Source organism: Photorhabdus antumapuensis (genome assembly GCF_020387775.1).
Taxonomy (GTDB): domain Bacteria; phylum Pseudomonadota; class Gammaproteobacteria; order Enterobacterales; family Enterobacteriaceae; genus Photorhabdus; species Photorhabdus antumapuensis.
In genome coordinates this window covers 43,866-63,426 of sequence record NZ_JAHZMK010000083.1, presented here as the reverse complement: position 1 = coordinate 63,426, position 19,561 = coordinate 43,866, and the positions used below count along the sequence as shown (strand labels likewise).

At 44.2% G+C, this 19,561-nt stretch carries 19 protein-coding genes; 15 read left to right on the top strand and 4 right to left on the bottom strand.

Going from position 1 to position 19,561, the window contains the following annotated elements:
• The first annotated feature begins 15 nt into the window (after nucleotides 1–15).
• From pbpC to der, 10 genes are all read left to right on the top strand, one after another.
• A complete protein-coding gene (gene pbpC / locus KZ793_RS22105; protein ID WP_225817232.1) occupies nucleotides 16–2,337 on the top strand; it encodes a peptidoglycan glycosyltransferase PbpC in 2,322 nt (773 codons plus the stop codon).
• 218 nt (nucleotides 2,338–2,555) lie between these two features.
• On the top strand, nucleotides 2,556–2,981 hold the full coding sequence (ndk, locus tag KZ793_RS22100; protein WP_011145680.1) for a nucleoside-diphosphate kinase: 426 nt from the start codon (nucleotides 2,556–2,558) through the stop codon (nucleotides 2,979–2,981).
• Between the two features lie 182 nt (nucleotides 2,982–3,163).
• Nucleotides 3,164–4,342 carry a bifunctional tRNA (adenosine(37)-C2)-methyltransferase TrmG/ribosomal RNA large subunit methyltransferase RlmN gene (locus KZ793_RS22095; RefSeq protein WP_225817231.1) on the top strand — a complete coding sequence of 393 codons (1,179 nt, stop codon included), beginning with the start codon at nucleotides 3,164–3,166 and terminating at the stop codon, nucleotides 4,340–4,342.
• A gap of 79 nt (nucleotides 4,343–4,421) precedes the next feature.
• The gene (locus tag KZ793_RS22090) at nucleotides 4,422–4,847 is read left to right on the top strand and encodes a tetratricopeptide repeat protein (RefSeq protein ID WP_225817230.1); all 426 of its coding nucleotides are present in this window, start codon (nucleotides 4,422–4,424) and stop codon (nucleotides 4,845–4,847) included.
• 121 nt (nucleotides 4,848–4,968) lie between these two features.
• Nucleotides 4,969–5,982, top strand: a complete 1,014-nt coding sequence (gene rodZ / locus KZ793_RS22085) for a cytoskeleton protein RodZ (RefSeq protein WP_225817229.1) — start codon at nucleotides 4,969–4,971, stop codon at nucleotides 5,980–5,982.
• 71 nt (nucleotides 5,983–6,053) lie between these two features.
• The gene (gene ispG / locus KZ793_RS22080; protein WP_225817228.1) at nucleotides 6,054–7,175 is read left to right on the top strand and encodes a flavodoxin-dependent (E)-4-hydroxy-3-methylbut-2-enyl-diphosphate synthase; all 1,122 of its coding nucleotides are present in this window, start codon (nucleotides 6,054–6,056) and stop codon (nucleotides 7,173–7,175) included.
• 120 nt (nucleotides 7,176–7,295) lie between these two features.
• Nucleotides 7,296–8,573 (top strand): histidine--tRNA ligase, encoded by a 1,278-nt coding sequence (gene hisS, locus KZ793_RS22075; RefSeq protein WP_225817227.1) that lies wholly within the window; start codon nucleotides 7,296–7,298, stop codon nucleotides 8,571–8,573.
• Between the two features lie 11 nt (nucleotides 8,574–8,584).
• Nucleotides 8,585–9,205 carry a YfgM family protein gene (locus KZ793_RS22070; protein ID WP_225817226.1) on the top strand — a complete coding sequence of 207 codons (621 nt, stop codon included), beginning with the start codon at nucleotides 8,585–8,587 and terminating at the stop codon, nucleotides 9,203–9,205.
• A gap of 14 nt (nucleotides 9,206–9,219) precedes the next feature.
• Nucleotides 9,220–10,392, top strand: coding sequence for an outer membrane protein assembly factor BamB (gene bamB, locus KZ793_RS22065; RefSeq protein ID WP_225817225.1), 1,173 nt, complete (start codon nucleotides 9,220–9,222; stop codon nucleotides 10,390–10,392).
• 162 nt (nucleotides 10,393–10,554) lie between these two features.
• Nucleotides 10,555–12,036, top strand: coding sequence for a ribosome biogenesis GTPase Der (gene der / locus KZ793_RS22060; protein ID WP_225817224.1), 1,482 nt, complete (start codon nucleotides 10,555–10,557; stop codon nucleotides 12,034–12,036).
• 39 nt (nucleotides 12,037–12,075) lie between these two features.
• Here the strand turns inward: der and KZ793_RS22055 are convergent, their stop codons facing one another.
• The 3 genes from KZ793_RS22055 to hemF form a co-directional block, all read right to left on the bottom strand.
• The gene (locus KZ793_RS22055; protein ID WP_225817223.1) at nucleotides 12,076–12,393 is read right to left on the bottom strand and encodes a protealysin inhibitor emfourin; all 318 of its coding nucleotides are present in this window, start codon (nucleotides 12,391–12,393) and stop codon (nucleotides 12,076–12,078) included.
• Nucleotides 12,394–12,553: 160 nt separating this feature from the next.
• Complete coding sequence (gene prtS, locus KZ793_RS22050; RefSeq protein WP_225817222.1) at nucleotides 12,554–13,651, bottom strand: metalloprotease PrtS; 1,098 nt, start codon at nucleotides 13,649–13,651, stop codon at nucleotides 12,554–12,556.
• A gap of 233 nt (nucleotides 13,652–13,884) precedes the next feature.
• Nucleotides 13,885–14,793, bottom strand: a complete 909-nt coding sequence (hemF, locus tag KZ793_RS22045; protein ID WP_225817221.1) for an oxygen-dependent coproporphyrinogen oxidase — start codon at nucleotides 14,791–14,793, stop codon at nucleotides 13,885–13,887.
• 150 nt (nucleotides 14,794–14,943) lie between these two features.
• On the opposite strand from hemF, the gene KZ793_RS22040 reads away from it, so the two are divergent.
• Nucleotides 14,944–15,375 (top strand): GNAT family acetyltransferase, encoded by a 432-nt coding sequence (locus KZ793_RS22040; protein ID WP_011145692.1) that lies wholly within the window; start codon nucleotides 14,944–14,946, stop codon nucleotides 15,373–15,375.
• 45 nt (nucleotides 15,376–15,420) lie between these two features.
• Here KZ793_RS22040 and KZ793_RS22035 read toward each other — a convergent pair whose 3' ends face one another.
• Nucleotides 15,421–15,837 carry a YgiW/YdeI family stress tolerance OB fold protein gene (locus tag KZ793_RS22035; RefSeq protein ID WP_397443655.1) on the bottom strand — a complete coding sequence of 139 codons (417 nt, stop codon included), beginning with the start codon at nucleotides 15,835–15,837 and terminating at the stop codon, nucleotides 15,421–15,423.
• Between the two features lie 173 nt (nucleotides 15,838–16,010).
• Between KZ793_RS22035 and KZ793_RS22030 the strand changes: the two genes are divergently transcribed.
• From KZ793_RS22030 to cysW, 4 genes are all read left to right on the top strand, one after another.
• Nucleotides 16,011–16,619 carry an RpoE-regulated lipoprotein gene (locus KZ793_RS22030; RefSeq protein ID WP_225817219.1) on the top strand — a complete coding sequence of 203 codons (609 nt, stop codon included), beginning with the start codon at nucleotides 16,011–16,013 and terminating at the stop codon, nucleotides 16,617–16,619.
• Between the two features lie 233 nt (nucleotides 16,620–16,852).
• On the top strand, nucleotides 16,853–17,875 hold the full coding sequence (locus tag KZ793_RS22025) for a sulfate ABC transporter substrate-binding protein (protein WP_225817218.1): 1,023 nt from the start codon (nucleotides 16,853–16,855) through the stop codon (nucleotides 17,873–17,875).
• Nucleotides 17,875–18,708 carry a sulfate/thiosulfate ABC transporter permease CysT gene (gene cysT / locus KZ793_RS22020; protein WP_225817217.1) on the top strand — a complete coding sequence of 278 codons (834 nt, stop codon included), beginning with the start codon at nucleotides 17,875–17,877 and terminating at the stop codon, nucleotides 18,706–18,708. The genes KZ793_RS22025 and cysT overlap by 1 nt, the downstream gene beginning before the upstream one ends.
• Nucleotides 18,708–19,553, top strand: coding sequence for a sulfate/thiosulfate ABC transporter permease CysW (gene cysW / locus KZ793_RS22015; protein ID WP_225817216.1), 846 nt, complete (start codon nucleotides 18,708–18,710; stop codon nucleotides 19,551–19,553). Before cysT ends, cysW begins: the two co-directional genes overlap by 1 nt.
• Nucleotides 19,554–19,561: the final 8 nt, after the last annotated feature.

Sequence of the window (19,561 nt, the reverse complement as noted above, 5' to 3'; positions counted from 1 at the left end):
ACCAGGTATTCATCGATGAAGAAAACGCATCGCCTTATATGGCTGATTGTGCTGTTGTTGTTTCTGATCCCGTCTGGTTTATGGCTGGCAGATAAAATTTGGCCTTTGCCACTGCGTGAAGTCAAAATGGCGCGGATTGTCGTGAGTGAGGATGGAACGCCACTTTGGCGTTTTGCCGATGATGAAGGTGTTTGGCGTTATCCGGTGACATTGGATCAAGTATCACCGGAATATATTCAAGCTTTGCTGACTTATGAAGATCGTTGGTTCTACAAGCATCCAGGGATTAACCCGATTTCTCTGCTTAGGGCTGCTTGGCAGGATATGCGGGCAGGTAAAATTTTGTCTGGTGGCAGTACTCTGTCGATGCAGGTAGCCCGGTTGATTGATCCCCATTCACGCACTTTAGGCGGGAAGCTGAAACAGATCTGGCGTACTTTGCAGCTTGAATGGCACTATTCCAAAGATGAAATTCTGGAAATGTATCTGAACCGTGCGCCGTTTGGGGGCACGTTACAAGGCGTTGGTGCGGCGAGTTGGGCATATTTGGCTAAACCGCCCTCTGAACTCTCTACGGGAGAAGCGGCTTTACTGGCTGTTTTGCCGCAAGCCCCTAGTCGTTTAAGGCCAGATCGCTATCCTGAACGGGCACAGGCTGCTCGTGATAAGGTGCTGCAACGGTTGGCGCGGTATAAAATCTGGCCGGAACAGATGATTGCTGATATTCGGCAAGAAACGTTGTGGTTGGCTCCTCGGCAGGTGCCACAGCTTGCTCCGCTTCTTGCCAGACGCATGGCGAAAGGTACTCGTCAGGAGATCATCAAAACAACCCTTGATGTGGGATTACAGCGTCAGCTTGAAGATATGGCGGTGAATTGGAAGTATCAATTACCAGAAAAAACGTCGATTGGCGTGTTAATCGTTGATCACACCGACATGGCGGTGAAAGCCTATGTCGGCTCGCTGGATCTGCGGGATGATAGCCGTTTTGGTCATGTCGATATGATAAGTTCATGGCGTTCGCCGGGATCAACTTTGAAACCATTTCTGTATGCAATGGCGCTGGATGATGGGTTAATTCATGGGGAATCACTGTTACAGGATGTGCCTCGCCGCTTTGATTATTATCGCCCAGGAAATTTTGATAGTGGCTTTCATGGGCCGGTCAGTGCCAGTGAGGCGTTGGTTCGCTCACTGAATTTACCCGCTGTGCAACTGCTTGAAGCCTATGGTGCTAAGCGGTTTACCGCTAATATGTGTAATATGGGAACCGTATTGCGTTTTCCTCCCGGCAGTGAACCCAATTTATCATTGATTCTTGGTGGCACGGCAACCCGGATGGATCAATTGGTGGCGGCTTACACGGCGTTTGCCCGTCAGGGGAAGGTTTCCCCCCTTAGATTCACCCCACAGCAGAAATTGCGTGATCGGCAACTTTTTTCACCCGGTGCTGCATGGATAGTGAGGCGGATTATGGCTGGAGAAGCTCTGCCACAACCTGATGATGTGTTACCGGCACAGGTGCCGCTGGCCTGGAAAACCGGCACCAGCTATGGCTACCGTGATGCTTGGGCTATCGGCTTAAATGCGCGTTATACCATCGGTGTTTGGGTTGGTAGGCCGGACGGTACGCCGGTTGTTGGGCAGTTCGGCTACGCTACGGCGATTCCCATCATGAATCAGATTAATAACCTGTTACTCGCCAATATGCGAAATGGGGCTAAACGAATTCCTGTTGATCCACGTCCAGCAAGTGTGAGTCAGGCAATCATCTGTTGGCCGGGGGGGCAGAGTTTGCCGAAGGGAGAGAATAATTGCCGTCAGCGTCGTCTGAGCTGGATACTGAATAACACTATTCCGCCTACGCTGCCTGCGGTGGGGCAAGAGGCCATTTCAGGCATCAATGAACAGGTGTGGTTGGATAAAAGCGGTTTGCGTGTGGCTCCTGATTGTCCCGGTGCCCAGTCTAAAAATATCGCTTTATGGCCGATTACCCTCGAATCATGGTTACCCGCACAAGAGCGACGGGCACAGCGTCTGCCACCGGTTAACCCTCAATGTCCACCGTTGAAATCAGATGAAGCGCCCTTGTTGATCGTGGGCATTCACAGCGGAGATGTATTGAAACGGCTCCCCGGTTTTGACAGCCTTGATTTGCGTATTACCACTCAGGGCGGTAGTAACGGGCAACAGTGGTGGTTTCTGAATGGAGAACAGGTGATGACCACGGAAAAGAACCAGGGGTTTGTTCAGACATTGACTCAACCGGGTAAATATCAACTTAGTGTTTTGGATTTAGGTGGACAGGTTGATTCCGTCAATTTTACTTTGAAGTAAACGATTCAGGTAAAAATGTGATTTGTACGAAAAAATGGTAATTTTCGCTAATAAAAATTTAATGGAATGTTATGTTTTCTGTAGGCAACCGCTATTCGTACCCCTATAATCAACGCCGTTTTTATCTCCGCTAAGGTTGCGGAATGAGTATTAACCGATTAACTTATCGGGAAAAATTAAAATTATCAGTTGCTGACAGAAGAACCAAGAGGTTATCCATGACGGTTGAACGTACTTTTTCTATTATTAAGCCTAACGCTGTGAAGAAAAATGCCATCGGGGCTATTTATGCTCGTTTTGAAAGCGCCGGGTTTAAAATTATTGCCGCCAAAATGCTTCACCTGACCCGTGAACAGGCTGAGGGCTTCTATGCGGAGCACAAAGGCCGTCCTTTCTTTGATGGTCTGGTGGAATTTATGACTTCTGGTCCCATCGTGGTTCAGGTATTGGAAGGCGAGAATGCGGTACAGCGTCACCGTGACCTGATGGGGGCAACTAATCCTGATAATGCATTAGCAGGTACTCTGCGTGCCGATTATGCAGATAGCTTCACTGAAAATGCGGTTCACGGCTCTGATGCGGTTGAATCTGCAAACCGTGAAATTGCGTATTTCTTCACAGAAGATGAAATTTGCCCACGTTAATTGATTTGCCGTTACCCGTAGCATCATTGCATTAAAGTTTGTACAATGCGGCGCCCCGTTGTTAATTCAACGGGGCGCTTATTATTTGTTACTATACTAAACTGATAGTGACCTGAATTGAAACTTCGCGTTGAGTTCATTAACGCAGAGCCGAAAGTGTTACAACGAGGCGATATAAAAAGATGTCCCAACCAAATACTGCGGCACAATTTGCTGCTTCTGTCGTGTCCGAAACTCCAGAAAAGAAAGGCGGTAAAATTAACCTGCTTGATCTGAATCGCAAGCAAATGCGTCAGTTTTTCATTGATATGGGAGAAAAACCATTCCGCGCTGATCAGGTGATGAAGTGGATGTATCACTACTGTTATGACGATTTTGAACAGATGACGGATATCAATAAAATTCTACGGGCAAAATTGCAGCAAGTGGCAGAGATCCGCGCACCTGAAGTAGCAGAAGAACAACGTTCGGCCGATGGTACGATTAAATGGGCGATCACTGTTGGCGATCAGCAGGTTGAAACGGTTTATATCCCGGAAGATGAGCGCGCAACTTTGTGTGTCTCTTCTCAGGTAGGCTGTGCACTGGAATGTAAATTCTGTTCTACTGCGCAGCAAGGGTTTAATCGTAATTTACGAGTTTCTGAAATTATAGGTCAGGTTTGGCGTGCCGCAAAAATTATTGGCTCACTGAAATCCAGTGGTCGCCGCCCGATTACCAATGTGGTGATGATGGGCATGGGAGAACCTCTGCTTAATCTGAATAATGTGGTGCCGGCCATGGAAATCATGATGGATGATTTTGGTTTTGGTCTGTCAAAACGCCGCGTGACATTATCCACATCTGGTGTGGTGCCAGCACTGGATAAACTGAGTGATATGATTGATGTTGCTTTGGCAATTTCCCTGCATGCACCGACAGATAATGTGCGGGATGACATCGTTCCTATCAATCGTAAATATAATATCGAGCAGTTCCTTGCAGGTGTGCGCCGCTATTTGACTAAATCTAATGCCAATCAGGGGCGTGTAACCGTGGAATATGTCATGCTGGATCATATTAATGATAGCGTGGAACAGGCACATCAATTAGCTGAATGCTTGAAAGACACACCGAGTAAGATCAATTTGATCCCGTGGAACCCGTTTCCGGGGGCGCCATATGGCCGCAGTTCCAACAGCCGGATTGATCGCTTTGCTAAGGTGTTGATGGGATATGGTTTCACCACTATTGTCCGCAAGACTCGCGGTGATGATATCGATGCCGCATGTGGTCAGCTTGCCGGTGATGTCATTGATCGTACCAAACGTACATTGAAAAAACGTCAAGCCGGTGAACCTATTCAGATAAGAACAGTCTGAATGGGAATGTTGGTATGTCCTGTCATGCAGTAAGTGAAATGATTGTTACAATGGCATATCTTTGGTCGGTGGGGATGGAATGATAAGGAAATCGTTATCGGGAATGATGGTTGTTGCCGTGGTGGTTGCTATGTTGTTGGCAGGATGTTCCAATCAACCAACAAACGGCAATCAACAGCGAAAAGTCGCAGCAGAAACCCGAATTCAACTGGGAATGGCCTATCTGGCTAAAGGTAATTTACCCGCCGCCAGATATCACTTTGATAAGGTTTTACTGGCAAAGCCAGACCATTATCAGGCTCAATTAGGTATGGCGTTGTATGAGCAATATTCTGGTCGGCCGGAAGCTGCCCGTCAACGTTACAAAATGGCGATGCAGTATGCGCCAGGAAATGATACGGTATTGTATCATTACAGCGTTTTTCTCTGTGAGCAGGGGCAGTATGAAGAAGTCAAGACTCTGTTTACCGAGAGCCATGCTGACAGGCGTGTTTGTTATCAGTGATTTGCCGCTAGTAAAATAGCAAATCTATTTCGCCGCGCAGGCCATTGTGTAATTTAAAGATTATAGCAAGGCGCCAGCGCGAAGTTTTTCACAACCTGAACAGTACCGCGTCTTCTTGCTAATGAATACTGAAACGACTCCAGAACAAGCTCATTTAACCGCAGGTCAGCTCCTGCGTCAGGCTCGTGAACAGCACGGGTTAACCCAGCAGACTGTAGCTGATCGCTTGTGTTTAAAACTTTCTACTATCCGTGATATTGAAGAGGACAATATTCCAGCCACTATGGTACCGACTTTCCTGCGTGGTTATGTTCGCTCTTATGCTAAGTTGGTACAAATTCCAGAAGCAGAAATTCTGGCAATTCTGGATAAGCATACCCCGGCAAAAACAGCGAAAGTTTCACCGATGCAGAGTTTTTCATTGGGTAAAAAACGTAAAAAACGTGAAAGTTGGTTGATGTGGATTACGTGGTTGATTATTTTAGTCGTAATTAGTTTGACGGGAGCATGGTGGTGGCAAAACCACATAGCTCAACAGAAGGAATTGATTTCGATGGCTGATCATTCTGCGGCTCAGATTGCTCAGAAGAAAGCCAATGCAGTGGATTCATCCACTGAAAGTCACGATCAGGTGACACAGTTACCAACCCGCGAGCAGGCAGCAAGTGAGCCATCCTCATCTGCCGCTGTAACCGAAAATGCAGTGGCAGCGAATAATACTGGTGGTCATCATAAGGAAGTGGCTCAATCTGCGGCATCAACTCAAAATCAAGTGGTGAAAACACCGGAAATTCAGCCACAGACTCAGACTGCTCCGTTGCCCGCCAATCAAGGGACAGCTCAAGTACCGAGTGTGTCTGAAAATAATTCAGCGGTAGTCGCTGACAATAATAAGCTGATGATGAATTTTAAAGCATCCTGTTGGTTGCAAATTGTTGATGCAAAAGGAAAAAAATTATTTAGTGGAACTAAACATAAAGGTGACCATCTGAGTCTCTCTGGCTCATTACCTTATGAATTAACTATCGGTGCTCCGGCTGTTGTGGATGTACAGTTCCGGGGGCAAGCTGTCGATTTAAGCCGCTTTATTAAAGAGAGCCGTATCGCGCGTCTTAAAGTGCCAGCAGCACAATAAAGGGCCTGTTACAGTAGGGCATAGTTGTAGTTTTATCAGTAAACACATGGAAGTATGGGAGAAACACCAGTATGCATAATGAATCACCGATAAAAAGACGCAAATCTACGCGTATTTATGTAGGCAATGTGCCAGTCGGGGATGGTGCACCCATTTCGGTGCAGTCAATGACAAACGCACGTACTACAGATGTGGAAGCGACTGTTAAACAGATTAAATCGCTTGAGCGTGTTGGCGTTGATATTGTTCGCGTATCAATACCAACGATGGACGCCGCGGAAGCATTTAAGTTGATTAAGCAGCAAGCGAATGTTCCTTTGGTTGCAGATATCCATTTTGATTACCGTATCGCGCTTAAAGTTGCAGAGTATGGTGTCGATTGTCTGCGGATTAACCCTGGCAATATCGGTAATGAAGCGCGTATCCGTGAGGTTGTGGCTTCTGCCCGTGATAAAAATATCCCAATCCGTATTGGTGTGAATGGCGGATCATTGGAAAAGGATCTTCAAGAGAAATACGGTGAGCCCACTCCAGAAGCGCTGGTGGAATCGGCTATGCGCCATGTGGATATTCTTGACAGACTTAATTTCGATCAGTTTAAGATCAGTGTAAAAGCCTCAGATGTCTTTCTGGCGGTTGGTGCCTATCGCTTGTTAGCTCAGAAGATTGATCAGCCATTGCATCTTGGTATTACTGAGGCGGGTGGTGCCCGTGCAGGCTCTGTAAAGTCTGCCATTGGTTTGGGTATCCTCCTGTCAGAAGGTATCGGTGATACTTTGCGTATTTCTTTGGCTGCCGATCCTGTCGAAGAAGTTAAAGTGGGTTTCGACATTCTGAAAGCATTACGTATTCGTTCCCGTGGTATAAATTTTATCGCTTGTCCAACCTGTTCTCGTCAGGAATTTGATGTTATTGGCACAGTTAATGCCTTGGAACAGCGTCTGGAAGATTTACTCACACCGATGGATGTTTCTATTATTGGTTGTGTGGTTAACGGACCCGGTGAGGCGGAGGTTTCTACTTTGGGTGTCACCGGCGCCAGAACGAAAAGTGGCTTTTATGAAGATGGCGTACGGCAGAAAGTGCGTCTCGATAATGCTGATATGATCGATCAGCTTGAGGCTAAGATCCGTGCTAAGGCATCAATGCTCGATGAAAATAAGCGCATTGGCATAAGTCAACTGGACAAATAATGTATCTGATACTGGCTCATCGTTATGATGAGCCAGCGTTGTTTTGTTTGTTAATTGAAGCTCGTCGGTATTCGCTTCTATAATCAACATCATTTTTGAATCATTAACTAGAGATAAGACGTGGCAAAAAATATCCAAGCTATTCGAGGCATGAATGACTACTTGCCGGCAGATACGGTTATCTGGCAGCGTATCGAAACTATTTTGAAACGGGTACTGGCGGGTTATGGTTATAGTGAGATCCGCACACCGATTGTAGAGCAGACCCCGTTATTTAAACGAGCTATTGGGGAAGTCACTGATGTGGTTGAAAAGGAGATGTATACCTTTGATGATCGCAATGGTGAAAGTGTGACCCTACGCCCTGAAAATACCGCCGGTTGTGTGCGTGCCGGTATTGAACATGGTCTGCTGTACAATCAGGAACAGCGCGTATGGTATTTAGGGCCAATGTTCCGTTATGAGCGTCCACAAAAAGGTCGTTACCGCCAATTTTATCAGTTAGGTGCTGAAGTTTTTGGTCTTCAGGGGCCTGATATTGATGCCGAGCTTATTTTATTGACTGCTCGCTGGTGGCGCGAGCTCGGTATTTTTGAGCATGTGACGCTTGAACTGAATTCCATTGGCTCGTTGGCGGCACGCGCCAATTATCGCGAAGCGTTGGTGGCTTTTCTTGAACAGCATAAAGATAAGCTGGATGAAGATTGCAAACGCCGTATGTACAGTAATCCATTACGTGTCCTGGATTCAAAAAATCCCGAAGTTCAGCAACTTCTTAATGATGCGCCGGAACTGTTTGATTATCTTGATGCCGAATCAAAGGAACATTTTGATAGCCTGTGCGCACTTCTTGATGGGGCGGGTATCAAATATCGGATTAATCAGCGTTTGGTTCGTGGTCTGGATTATTATAACCGCACAGTATTTGAATGGGTGACAACGGCTCTTGGGGCTCAAGGGACGGTCTGTGCCGGTGGTCGGTACGATGGGCTGGTTGAACAACTGGGGGGCCGACCAACGCCTGCGGTGGGTTTTGCTATGGGGATGGAGCGTCTGGTTTTGCTAGTGCAAGAAATGAATCCGGCATTTGTCGCAGAGCGTTCAGTAGCCGATGTTTATCTCGCTTCTTTTGGTGAAGGTAGTCAGCAAGCGGCATTGATTTTGGCTGAACAGGTACGTGATACGTTGCCCCAATTGCGTTTAATGACGAACCACGGTGGTGGTAACTTTAAGAAGCAACTGGGGCGTGCGGATAAACAAGGCGCCAAAATTGCACTGATTCTCGGTGAGGATGAAGTCCGTTCTGGTCAAGTAGCCATTAAAGATTTACGTACAGGTGAACAACAAACGTTGCCGCGAAGCGAAATTGCTGCTCGTTTGGTTGAACTGTTAGGTTAAGGAGAGACTCTGTGGAAGTCTATACCAATGAAAACGAACAAGTAGACACGATCCGTCGCTTTTTTGCCAATAATGGTAAAGCCTTGGTTTTTGGGCTGGTGTTGGGTGCCGGGGCGCTGATTGGCTGGCGTTACTGGCAATCTCATCAGACAAATCAGTTGCAGGAAAGTGCAGAAGCTTTTGAACGGGTAGATCAAGGTTTAATTGCCAGTACAAAAGAGGGTCATGTTGCTGCTGAAAAATTTGCCAGTGAAACTAATAACAGCTATGGCGTGATGACGCATATGCATTTGGCTCAACTTGCTGTTGAAAAGAATGAGTTAACTAAAGCAGATCAGTTTTTATCTGCGGCGACTGGTCAGGCAAAAAATGAGGATTTGCAGGCTCTGGTGAATATTCGTCTAGCCAGGGTTCAATTGGCGGAAGATAAAGCGGATGCCGCGCTGAAAACATTGGAACAGGTCAAAGGTTCCGGTTGGGTTGCCGTCGCAGAGGATATTCGCGGTGATGCACTGTTGAAAAAAGGTGATATTGCCGGTGCCCGCGCAGCGTATACCAAAGGTTTGAGCTCAAATTCACCACAGGCAATCAAATCGATGTTAAATCTTAAATTGAATAACTTATCCAGCTAAGGGGAATTCTTTCAATGCAACTGCGTAAAACACTCTTGGTTGGTTTGGTGGCTTCCGTTCTGCTAGCCGGTTGTTCAAGTGAGCAAGACACAGTAACGATGTCACCATTGCCACAGGTCGAAAATCAATTTAACCCAAGCGAGGTTTGGGATAAATCTGTAGGTGATGGTGTAGGCCGTTATTATTCTCACTTGACGCCAACCTGGCAGGGCTCCGCTGTTTATGTTGCTGATCGTCATGGCATCGTTAAGGCGTTGGACATTGATAGTGGTAAAGAGATATGGTCGGTGAATCTGGCGGAAAAAGCGGGTTTCCTCTCTTCTCGTATACCTGCATTGCTCTCTGGTGGTTTGACCGTTTCTGGGGATCATCTATATGTAGGCACTGAACGTGCCAAAGTTATTGCATTGAATACCAAAGACGGCCAAGTTGCCTGGCAATCTGACGTTGCCGGTGAAGCGTTGTCGCGTCCTGTGGTGAGTGATGGTCTGGTGCTGATTCATACCAGCAATGGGATGTTGCAGGCATTGAGCGAGTCCGATGGTAAAGTGCAATGGTCCGTTAATTTGGATACACCATCATTATCATTACGTGGTGAATCGGCGCCTGCCGCGGCTTACGGTGCTGCCATCGTGGGTGGGGATAATGGTCGTGTCAACGCCGTCTTGATTTCTCAGGGACAGTTGATTTGGCAACAACGTATTTCTCAGGTAACCAGTTCTACAGAAATCGGTCGTCTTAATGATGTTGATACGACACCGGTTATTTCTGAGGGCGTGATATATGCAATAGCCTATAATGGTAATTTGGTGGCGCTTGATATGCGTTCAGGTCAGATCCTCTGGAAGCGCGATTTGGGTTCAGTGAACGAGATGGTTGTTTCTGGTGATAATATCTATATTGTTGACCAAAATGATCGTGTTATGGGTTTGCGTCAAAGTGATGGTGTCACTTTGTGGACTCAGACAAAATTGCAACACCGTAATTTAACCGCGCCTGAAATGTATAATGGCTATCTGGTTGTCGGTGACAGTGAAGGTTATCTGCACTGGCTGAATATGGATGACGGTAAGTTTGTTGCTCAACATAAAGTTGATAGTTCCGGTTTAATGAGTCGTCCGGTTGTTGCCAGTGATAAATTGATGGTACAGGCGAAAGACGGTACGGTTTATCTGTTTACCCGTTGAGTTTTGCTTACTGCCTGTTTACCGGAAATATAGAGTAAAGAGTTGTTATAATCCTACGGCTCCTGAAAAGAACAGGGGCCGTTTCGTCTTTTTAGTGTTTTGTTGCAGCTAATGATGAGTAGCAAAATACTGATTTCAAATTTAGTCATGAGGCATCAACAAATGACACCTATCGTCGCTCTGGTAGGGCGCCCAAATGTGGGTAAGTCCACATTATTTAACCGTTTAACCCGTACAAGAGATGCGCTGGTAGCGGATTTTCCAGGTCTGACTCGCGACCGCAAATATGGTCGAGCTGAGGTTGAAGGGCAGGAGTTTATTATCATTGATACTGGTGGTATCGATGGTACCGAAGAGGGTGTGGAAACCCATATGGCAGCTCAAGCTTTGATGGCGATTGAAGAGGCCGATATTGTTCTGTTCATGGTAGATGCTCGTGCCGGACTTATGCCAGCAGACCACGCGATAGCAAAACATCTACGTGGTCGCGAAAAAGCGACTTTTTTGGTCGCGAATAAAACTGACGGTGTTGATATTGATACCGCTATTGCTGAATTTTATTCCCTCGGATTGGGGGATATCTATTCTATCGCTGCTTCTCATGGCCGTGGTGTCACCCAACTTATCGAACGAGTCCTGTTGCCTTTCTACGGTAAAGGTGAAGAAGAAGTGGTTGAGTTGACTGAGGAAGAGGCCAACGCAGCTTATTGGGCAGAGCAGGAACAGAATGAAATTGAGATGGTAGAAGAGGAGGAGGATTTTGATCCATCAACTCTGCCATTGAAATTAGCCATTGTCGGTAAGCCAAATGTGGGTAAGTCTACGTTGACTAACCGTATCTTGGGTGAAGAAAGGGTTGTGGTTTACGACATGCCAGGCACTACCCGTGACAGCATTTATATTCCGATGGAGCGCGATGGCCGTGAATATATCCTTATCGATACCGCAGGGGTACGTAAGCGGGGTAAGATCTCTGAAACGATTGAAAAATTTTCAGTCATCAAAACCCTTCAAGCGATTGAAGATGCTAACGTTGTATTGTTGGTGATCGATGCGCGAGAAGGCATTTCCGATCAAGATTTGTCATTATTGGGTTTTATTCTTAATAGCGGGCGCTCATTGGTCATTGCGGTCAATAAATGGGATGGCATGTCACAGGAAGATAAAGAGAGTGTGAAAGAGATGCTGGATTATCGTCTTGGTTTTGTTGACTTTGCCAGAGTCCATTTTATTTCTGCTTTACATGGTAGTGGGGTGGGGAATCTGTTTGACTCGATTCTTGAGGCTTATGATTGTGCCACTCGTCGTGTCAATACTTCATTGCTAACCCGTATCATGCGTATGGCCGAAGAAGATCATCAACCGCCGATGATACGTGGGCGCAGGGTAAAAATGAAATATGCCCATGCTGGTGGCTATAACCCACCAATCGTTGTGATCCACGGTAATCAGGTAACCGATTTGCCTGATTCCTATAAGCGTTATCTGATGAACTATTTCCGTCGATCTCTGAAAGTGATGGGGACGCCGATTCGGATTCAGTTTAAAGAAGGGGCAAATCCCTATGCGGATAAACGTAATACGTTGACACCAAATCAAATGCGTAAGCGTAAACGTCTGATGGCACATCTGAAAAAGCGTTAATGCTAATTGTAGAAAGACGTGTAAGAAAAAGGGTGGTGATTAACCACCCTTGTTGTTGGCATTCCATATCTGAGTAATGATTTCTGGTGCATCTGACTCTGGAAGGGTGAAGTGGTATTCTTCATTTCCATTGGCGATACTGAGCAGATAATAATGTTGATCAGGATATGGTGATGGTGGCATAGAATCAGAAAAATCTTGTTCTATGGCTTGAAGAAATAACTGCTGTTGGTGCGGAGACAGTGATTTTAAATCCACTGTTTTATCTTGATTAAGGCCAGGTGTAGCGGCAAATCCTCCTTGCAGGGAAATCGTGATTTTGCTATCAGTTGTGAGTTTGAGAGTTTTATTATTCATGATATACCAGTTTTGTTACGGTTATTTTTCACGTCTGTTTAGTATAGCGTAAAATTCGTTATTAACAATTTTAGTATCTTTTATCAGATATATTTTTTACTAGTCAGGTATTACAAATAATAAAATATCGCTGGCGTTACACCAGCGATATGTTGATAGATTAATCTTCAGTTTTATCTTTATTTTTGTCCTTATCGTCTTTATCTTCCTTTACTTTAACACCCACTTCTTGCCAGCTATCAATCGTTGCTTTTTCAACATCTTCATCAAATAACTCACGAGCATGTTTAACTGTTAATTTAGCGAAGGATGAGAAGTTCGCATCACGTGCAAGATCTTTATCCAACAATGTGTTGTACCATATTTTTCCTGCTTTCTCCCAGGCATATCCACCTAATTTTATCGCAAGATTATAGAAGGCTTTATTAGGAATACCTGAATTAATATGAACACCACCATTGTCTCTATAAATCGGCAGCTCTTTAAAATCATCCATATGACCAGGCTGTGGATCTTTACCGAGAACTTCATCATCATATGCGCTGCCGGGTTTTTTCAGTGAACGAATCCCTACGCCTTTAATGTCTTTGCCCAGTAGCTCGCTTCCCATAATCCAATCTGCTTCATCAGCTTTTTGTTTCAGATAATGTTGTTTTACTAATGAGCCAAAAACATCCGCTATTGATTCATTTAATGCTCCAGACTGAAAGAAATAGACCAGATCCGCTGTTTTCTCAATAACACCATGAGATAATTCATGGCCGATAACATCGACAGAGGTTGTGAAATCATTGAAGGTTTTGCCATCTCCGTCGCCGAATACCATTTGTCCGTTGCCCCAGAATGCATTCATATATTCTTCGCCATAATGCACAGTGGCAATCAATTTCATTCCTTTATCATCTAATGAGTTGCGATTGAAAACTTCTTTATAGAAATTGTAAGTTGCTTCTAAATATCTATATGCGTTATCAACTGATTTATCTTCGTTATCTGGATCTCCTTCATCTCGTACTAATTTTCCTGGCAACTTGCGTTTATTTTCTGCATCGTGAATAGAACGATGTATAGTTGTATTGGTAACTTTATCGTCATCGCCGGAATCATCGGAAGATTCTCTAATAACATTGTCCAACATTAAACTCTGAGTGTGATTTAATGTCATTAATACTTTCTTCTTTTCATTGTCATTATTATAAATATTTTGAAGAATGTACGGCGGTATTACGCCTCTGTAGTTATTGTTTTGTATTTGCATAAAATATCTCCTGGAATAAATTTTTAGTTATTAATTAGAGGTACTCTTTAGGTACGGATTCATATTAAACACGTTTCCAGCAGATAGTCATCAGGTCCAACCTGCTTCTTTTATGTTAAGGGGTTGTTAACAATTTGTTAATGTTTTTTGTGTGAGGGATTCTTGCATTGGCTGTAATAAAAATATAAATAGTTAGGAATAGTTTTTTATAATATTCCTAACATGATAGAAAATCATATCCAGTTTTTTGCTGGTAGGAAGTCGGTATATAAAGCGGCTTCCGCAGATCCTGATTCAGGGTGATAATCATATTCCCAGCGTACCAATGGTGGCATGGACATTAAGATAGATTCTGTTCGTCCCCCGCTTTGTAATCCAAATAGGGTTCCCCTGTCCCAAACGAGGTTAAATTCTACATAGCGACCACGGCGATATAATTGAAATTGCCGTTCACGTTCACCCCATAATATCTCCCTCCTTTTTTCCACAATAGGTAGATAGGCAGAAAGGAAACCTTTACCTATATCTTGAGTGAAATTAAAACAATGTTCAAAGTCAGGTATGCTTAAGTCGTCATAGAATAAGCCACCAATTCCACGGGCTTCGTTACGATGTTTAATATAGAAGTAATTATCACACCATTCTTTATATTTTGGGTAAACATTTTCTCCATAGGGTCGACATATATTTCGGGCGGTGGTGTGCCAATGAACAGCATCTTCCTTAAAACCATAATAAGGTGTTAAATCAAAACCCCCACCGAACCACCATACTGGTGCTTCACCTTCTTTTTCTGCAATAAAGAACCGAACATTAGCATGGCTGGTTGGTATATAGGGATTCAAAGGGTGAATAACTAGAGAGACGCCCATTGCCTGATAATGACGACCGACCAGTTCAGGACGGTGAGCTGTTGCTGATAAAGGAAGCATATCTCCTGATACATGAGAAAAATTAGCGCCTGCTTGTTCGAATATCGTGCCTTCTTTCATAATTCGACTACGGCCTCCGCCACCTTCTTCTCGTTGCCAGCACTGCTCAGTAAATTTCGCTTTGCCATCTGTCTGTTCCAGTTGTTGGCAAATTTCATTCTGTAATGAAAGGAAAAAAGATTTAATCTGATTAATGTTTGGTGTATTCATGATTCTTTTCCCATTATGATGTGGTGAGCGCTATATTATAGCTATTAGTGGAAGAGAATAGTGGAAGAGAACGCATTTTCGTATTGATTCCGGTGTTAAAGCGGAGATAATGAGAAAATAGTTATTTCAATAAAAACAGGTTGGTTAAGGATGGAAATTCGGGTATTTCGACAAGATGATTTTGAAGAAGTGATCACCTTATGGGAACGCTGCGATTTACTTAATCCTGGTGTTGATCCGGAAGTGGATATCGAGCGTAAATTGACGCATGATCCTGACCTGTTTTTAGTCGCGGAAGTGGTTGGTGAAGTGGTTGGGACGATTATGGGTGGTTATGATGGTCATCGTGGTTCAGCTTATTATTTGGGAGTTCATCCTGAATTTCGTGGTAGGGGAATTGCGAATGCATTAATTGCCCGATTGGAGAAGAAATTGATTGCCCGTGGCTGCCCAAAAATAGTTCTTATTGTTCCTGAAGATAATGATGCCACTATCTATATGTGTGAAAAACTGGAATATGAAGATCGTCATCAAGAGAGCGTTATTTTTAGTAAGCGTTTGATTGTTGATCAGGAATATTGAGTTCAGATATGGCTGAGTGAAAGAATACCACTCAGCCAAAAGGCATTAGTTCAATTTGGTGACTTTTTTTACATCAATAGTCATACCATTCCATTCTTTATCGACTTCACCTTCAAGACGGATTCTGTCTTGAGGCGTTATCGTTTGACCATTCCAGTATTTATGATCAACTTCGACTTCAACAATTCCTGCATTATCGCGGAATATGAAGTGATCACTGTGGATACGGGATTCAATATGTCCTTCCAGTACGACCCAACTGTCATCTCTCATATTTTTAACTTGTTGGGTGGTGGAAACTCTTGCATTGTGATCAACAAAACCACCTTGTTGTGGTGCTTGGACGGGAGGCTGTGCTGAATCGGGACCAGAAAAACCACCAAATTGCGTCTGTGAGATTTGAGCCATTGACGGCATACTGAACAAAGTAATCAAGGCGGTGGTTATAAATATTTTTTTCATCATAGTGACCTTACTAATAGTAATGACTTTTAGGGAGGGTAATGATACCGTTAAGTTGTATTTTATCAATAAAATATTCATCTAAAGTAATTAGTTTAAACATTCTCTGAAACTAACAATCAGATGTGATGTCTCAGTGCCTATCTCTGTATTGAGTCATAAGGGAACCAGTTATGCAGAAGTATACTTTAACTAACATGTTGTCAGGATTACGTTTTGTCACAATAAGTGGTGCATTGTTACTGGCCGGTTGTACGGGTTCATCGGGTTTTTCATGGTCGGATTTGTCTCCTTTTAGCTGGTTTGGCAGCCCTTTAAAAATCTCAGATCAGGGTGTGGGAGAAATAAATGGTCTGACAGCAATGAATAAAGACGCAATAGAGAAGGGGTTGGATAGAAAGTACCACTTACGCAGTGGCATGGAAACAAAAAATGGTCAATTGGTGACAGTATTTCAAGCAATGGATGGGGATCAATTGAAGATAGCGTTATTTGGTCAGGCCGATGGAAAAGTCAGTCGCATTGAAGTGTTGGATGAAAATATTGAAACCGTCTGGAGAACAAAGGTCGGCATGCCATTTTCGGCACTTTACAGCAAGGCATTTGATGTTTGCCGAAATACGGTGAGTGAGTCAGAGAAGAGCGCTATTGTTTGCGTATCCCCACAGAGCAAACATGTCAGTTATCTGTTTACCGGTAATTGGAATGGCCCTGAAGGTTTGATTCCTTCTGATGATGTACTGAAAAACTGGAAAGTGGAACGTATCGTCTGGAAACGATGAGAGTTTCTGATTAAAAACATGAACTGAGCCGGTTTGGTGAGTTTAATGTTCCTTTTGCGGAGCCGTAACAGGCCCGCATTTTTCATTTAATATTTCTGTCAGCTTATTGCGTTTCATACTTTCTAAGTGCAATTTGGTATATTAAACGGTGATAGTTATCTACCTTGTTATAAATAAACTGGATACATTAGTCACTGGCGCGTTATTTGATGAAATAACGGATAAGGTGAGAAATGAAAAAGTATTCAATAAAAAATACGATACTAAACGGACTGGTGGTAGTAACTTTATTAGGCAGCAGTCATGCCTTTGCTGTAGAGCTGTTAAACAGCTCTTATGATGTTGCGCGTGAGCTATTTTCTGCACTGAATCCTGAATTTGAAAAACAGTGGAATGAGCAGTATCCACAAGATAAGTTGATAATCAAACAATCCCACGCCGGCTCCTCCAAACAAGCACTGGCAATTCTTCAAGGATTGCGGGCTGATGTGGTGACTTACAATCAGGTAACGGATGTGCAAATTTTGCATGATCGTGGCAATCTGCTCTCGGCTGATTGGCAGAACCGCCTGCCAAATAGCAGCTCACCTTACTATTCCACGATGGCGTTTCTTGTACGTAAAGGTAACCCCAAAGATATTCATAATTGGGATGACTTAGTGCGCCAGGATGTCAAATTAGTCTTGCCAAACCCTAAAACCTCCGGTAATGGCCGTTATGCTTATTTGGCCGCTTGGGGGGCTATTCAACAGGAAAATAGTGGAGATCAGGGTAAAACTCGTGAATGGATGAAACATTTCCTGAAAAATGTCGCCGTGTTTGATACTGGTGGTCGCGGTGCAACAACGTCATTTATTGAACGTGGCTTAGGTGATGTGCTGATCAGTTTCGAATCTGAAGTTAATAATATTCGCAAGCAGTATGGTGGTGACAAATATGAAGTGATCGTTCCACCGGTAGGTATTCTGGCAGAATTCCCTGTGGCTTGGATTGATAAGCATATTGCGAAAAACGGTACAGAGAAAGCGGCTAAAGCTTATCTGAATTATCTTTATAGCCCACAGGCACAGCGGATCATTACCAGCTTTAATTATCGTGTCAGTAATAAAAACGTGATGGCTCAACAGAGAGTCCGTTTTCCAGAAACTAAGTTGTTTCGATTGGAAGATCAATTTGGTGGTTGGCCTCAAGTGATGAAAACTCACTTCAATACTGGCGGTATACTGGATCAATTGCTGGCCGAGGGGCATAAGTAATGTTTTCGAGATCCAGTAAGCGAGTATTGCCTGGTTTTGGGTTGAGTTTAGGCAGTAGTTTGTTCTATACCTGCTTGATTTTATTGTTACCTCTGAGTGCATTAGTTGTGCAGCTTTCCAGTATGACCTGGGAACAGTATTGGCAGGTGATTGCTAATCCCCAAGTTGTAGCGGCTTATAAAGTGACATTGCTGGCAGCAGCGGTTGCCAGTTTGTTTAATGCGGTGTTTGGTATGCTGATGGCATGGGTTTTAACCCGCTATCGTTTCCTTGGCCGTAGCTTATTGGATGGTTTGATGGATCTCCCTTTTGCGTTACCTACTGCGGTAGCGGGATTGACATTGGCAACGCTATTTTCTGTGAGTGGTTGGTATGGCTCTTGGCTTGGGCACTTTGATGTGAAAGTCGTGAATACTTGGTTGGGTATTGCGGTAGCGATGGCGTTTACAAGCCTGCCATTTGTTGTGCGAACGATTCAGCCGGTACTTGAAGAGCTAGGGCCAGAATATGAAGAAGCAGCTCAAACATTAGGCGCTAATCGTTGGCAAACTTTCTGGCGGGTTGTATTGCCAGAATTATCTCCGGCTTTAATTGCGGGCACAGCACTCTCTTTTACCCGCAGCTTGGGGGAGTTTGGTGCAGTGATCTTTATTGCCGGTAACATTGCATGGCAAACAGAAGTGGTATCACTGATGATTTTCATCCGTTTACAGGAGTTTGATTACCCCGCTGCCAGTGCCATCGCATCAGTTATATTGGCAATATCCCTGATATTATTATTTAGCATTAATACTCTGCAAAGCCGCTTTGGTAAACGGATTGGGGGGCATTAATGGTTGAATTATCTGAATCTTACGTAGCACAACGACCACCTGTAAATTGGGCGAAATGGGCGCTGATCATAACAGGTGTATTGTTTTCAATCTTACTGTTAGTGATCCCCATTGTCTGGATATTTATGACTGCCTTTTCTAAAGGAGTTGAGGTAGTTACTGAGAATCTTTTAGATCCTGATATGTTGCATGCCATCTGGTTAACGATACTGATCGCATTAATTACCGTTCCGGTAAACCTAATTTTTGGCGTCATGATCGCTTGGCTGGTAACGCGCTTTCAGTTTCCAGGGCGGCAATGTTTATTGACATTGATCGACATTCCGTTTGCTGTTTCGCCGGTCGTAGCTGGTTTGCTCCACCTATTGTTTTATGGTTCGAATGGTTGGGCCGGAAGTTTGCTAGAACCCTATGATATCCAATTGATGTTTTCCTGGCCGGGGATGGTCTTGGTAACGATATTTGTGACTTGTCCGTTTGTTGTTCGAGAACTGGTACCGATGATGCTTAGTCAGGGGAGCCAGGAGGATGAAGCTGCAATTTTATTGGGGGCGTCGGGTTGGAAAATGTTTTGGCGGGTGACGTTACCTAATATTCGTTGGGCGTTGTTATATGGTGTGGTTTTGACCAATGCCCGCGCAATTGGTGAATTTGGTGCTGTCTCAGTGGTATCCGGTGCTATTCGTGGTGAAACTTACACATTGCCGTTGCAGGTTGAATTACTGCATCAAGATTACAACACCGTAGGGGCATTTACTGCGGCGGCATTGTTGGCATTGATGGCAATTATCACTTTGATTGTTAAAAGTGCTTTGCAGTGGCGGTTAAGCCGCCAACATGGTTAAGGCAGGAG

Bases quoted from the DNA above. Each gene is read 5' to 3' on its own strand.
- KZ793_RS22040 (WP_011145692.1), top strand. From the start codon at position 14,944: ATGGAAATTCGGGTATTTCGACAAGATGATTTTGAAGAAGTGATCACC.
- KZ793_RS22025 (WP_225817218.1), top strand. From the start codon at position 16,853: ATGAAAAAGTATTCAATAAAAAATACGATACTAAACGGACTGGTGGTA.
- KZ793_RS22055 (WP_225817223.1), bottom strand. From the start codon at position 12,393: ATGAATAATAAAACTCTCAAACTCACAACTGATAGCAAAATCACGATT.
- bamB (WP_225817225.1), top strand. From the start codon at position 9,220: ATGCAACTGCGTAAAACACTCTTGGTTGGTTTGGTGGCTTCCGTTCTG.
- rodZ (WP_225817229.1), top strand. From the start codon at position 4,969: ATGAATACTGAAACGACTCCAGAACAAGCTCATTTAACCGCAGGTCAG.
- ndk (WP_011145680.1), top strand. From the start codon at position 2,556: ATGACGGTTGAACGTACTTTTTCTATTATTAAGCCTAACGCTGTGAAG.
- KZ793_RS22035 (WP_397443655.1), bottom strand. From the start codon at position 15,837: ATGAAAAAAATATTTATAACCACCGCCTTGATTACTTTGTTCAGTATG.
- cysW (WP_225817216.1), top strand. From the start codon at position 18,708: ATGGTTGAATTATCTGAATCTTACGTAGCACAACGACCACCTGTAAAT.
- hemF (WP_225817221.1), bottom strand. From the start codon at position 14,793: ATGAATACACCAAACATTAATCAGATTAAATCTTTTTTCCTTTCATTA.
- der (WP_225817224.1), top strand. From the start codon at position 10,555: ATGACACCTATCGTCGCTCTGGTAGGGCGCCCAAATGTGGGTAAGTCC.
- cysT (WP_225817217.1), top strand. From the start codon at position 17,875: ATGTTTTCGAGATCCAGTAAGCGAGTATTGCCTGGTTTTGGGTTGAGT.
- KZ793_RS22095 (WP_225817231.1), top strand. From the start codon at position 3,164: ATGTCCCAACCAAATACTGCGGCACAATTTGCTGCTTCTGTCGTGTCC.
- ispG (WP_225817228.1), top strand. From the start codon at position 6,054: ATGCATAATGAATCACCGATAAAAAGACGCAAATCTACGCGTATTTAT.
- KZ793_RS22030 (WP_225817219.1), top strand. From the start codon at position 16,011: ATGCAGAAGTATACTTTAACTAACATGTTGTCAGGATTACGTTTTGTC.
- KZ793_RS22090 (WP_225817230.1), top strand. From the start codon at position 4,422: ATGATAAGGAAATCGTTATCGGGAATGATGGTTGTTGCCGTGGTGGTT.
- prtS (WP_225817222.1), bottom strand. From the start codon at position 13,651: ATGCAAATACAAAACAATAACTACAGAGGCGTAATACCGCCGTACATT.
- pbpC (WP_225817232.1), top strand. From the start codon at position 16: ATGAAGAAAACGCATCGCCTTATATGGCTGATTGTGCTGTTGTTGTTT.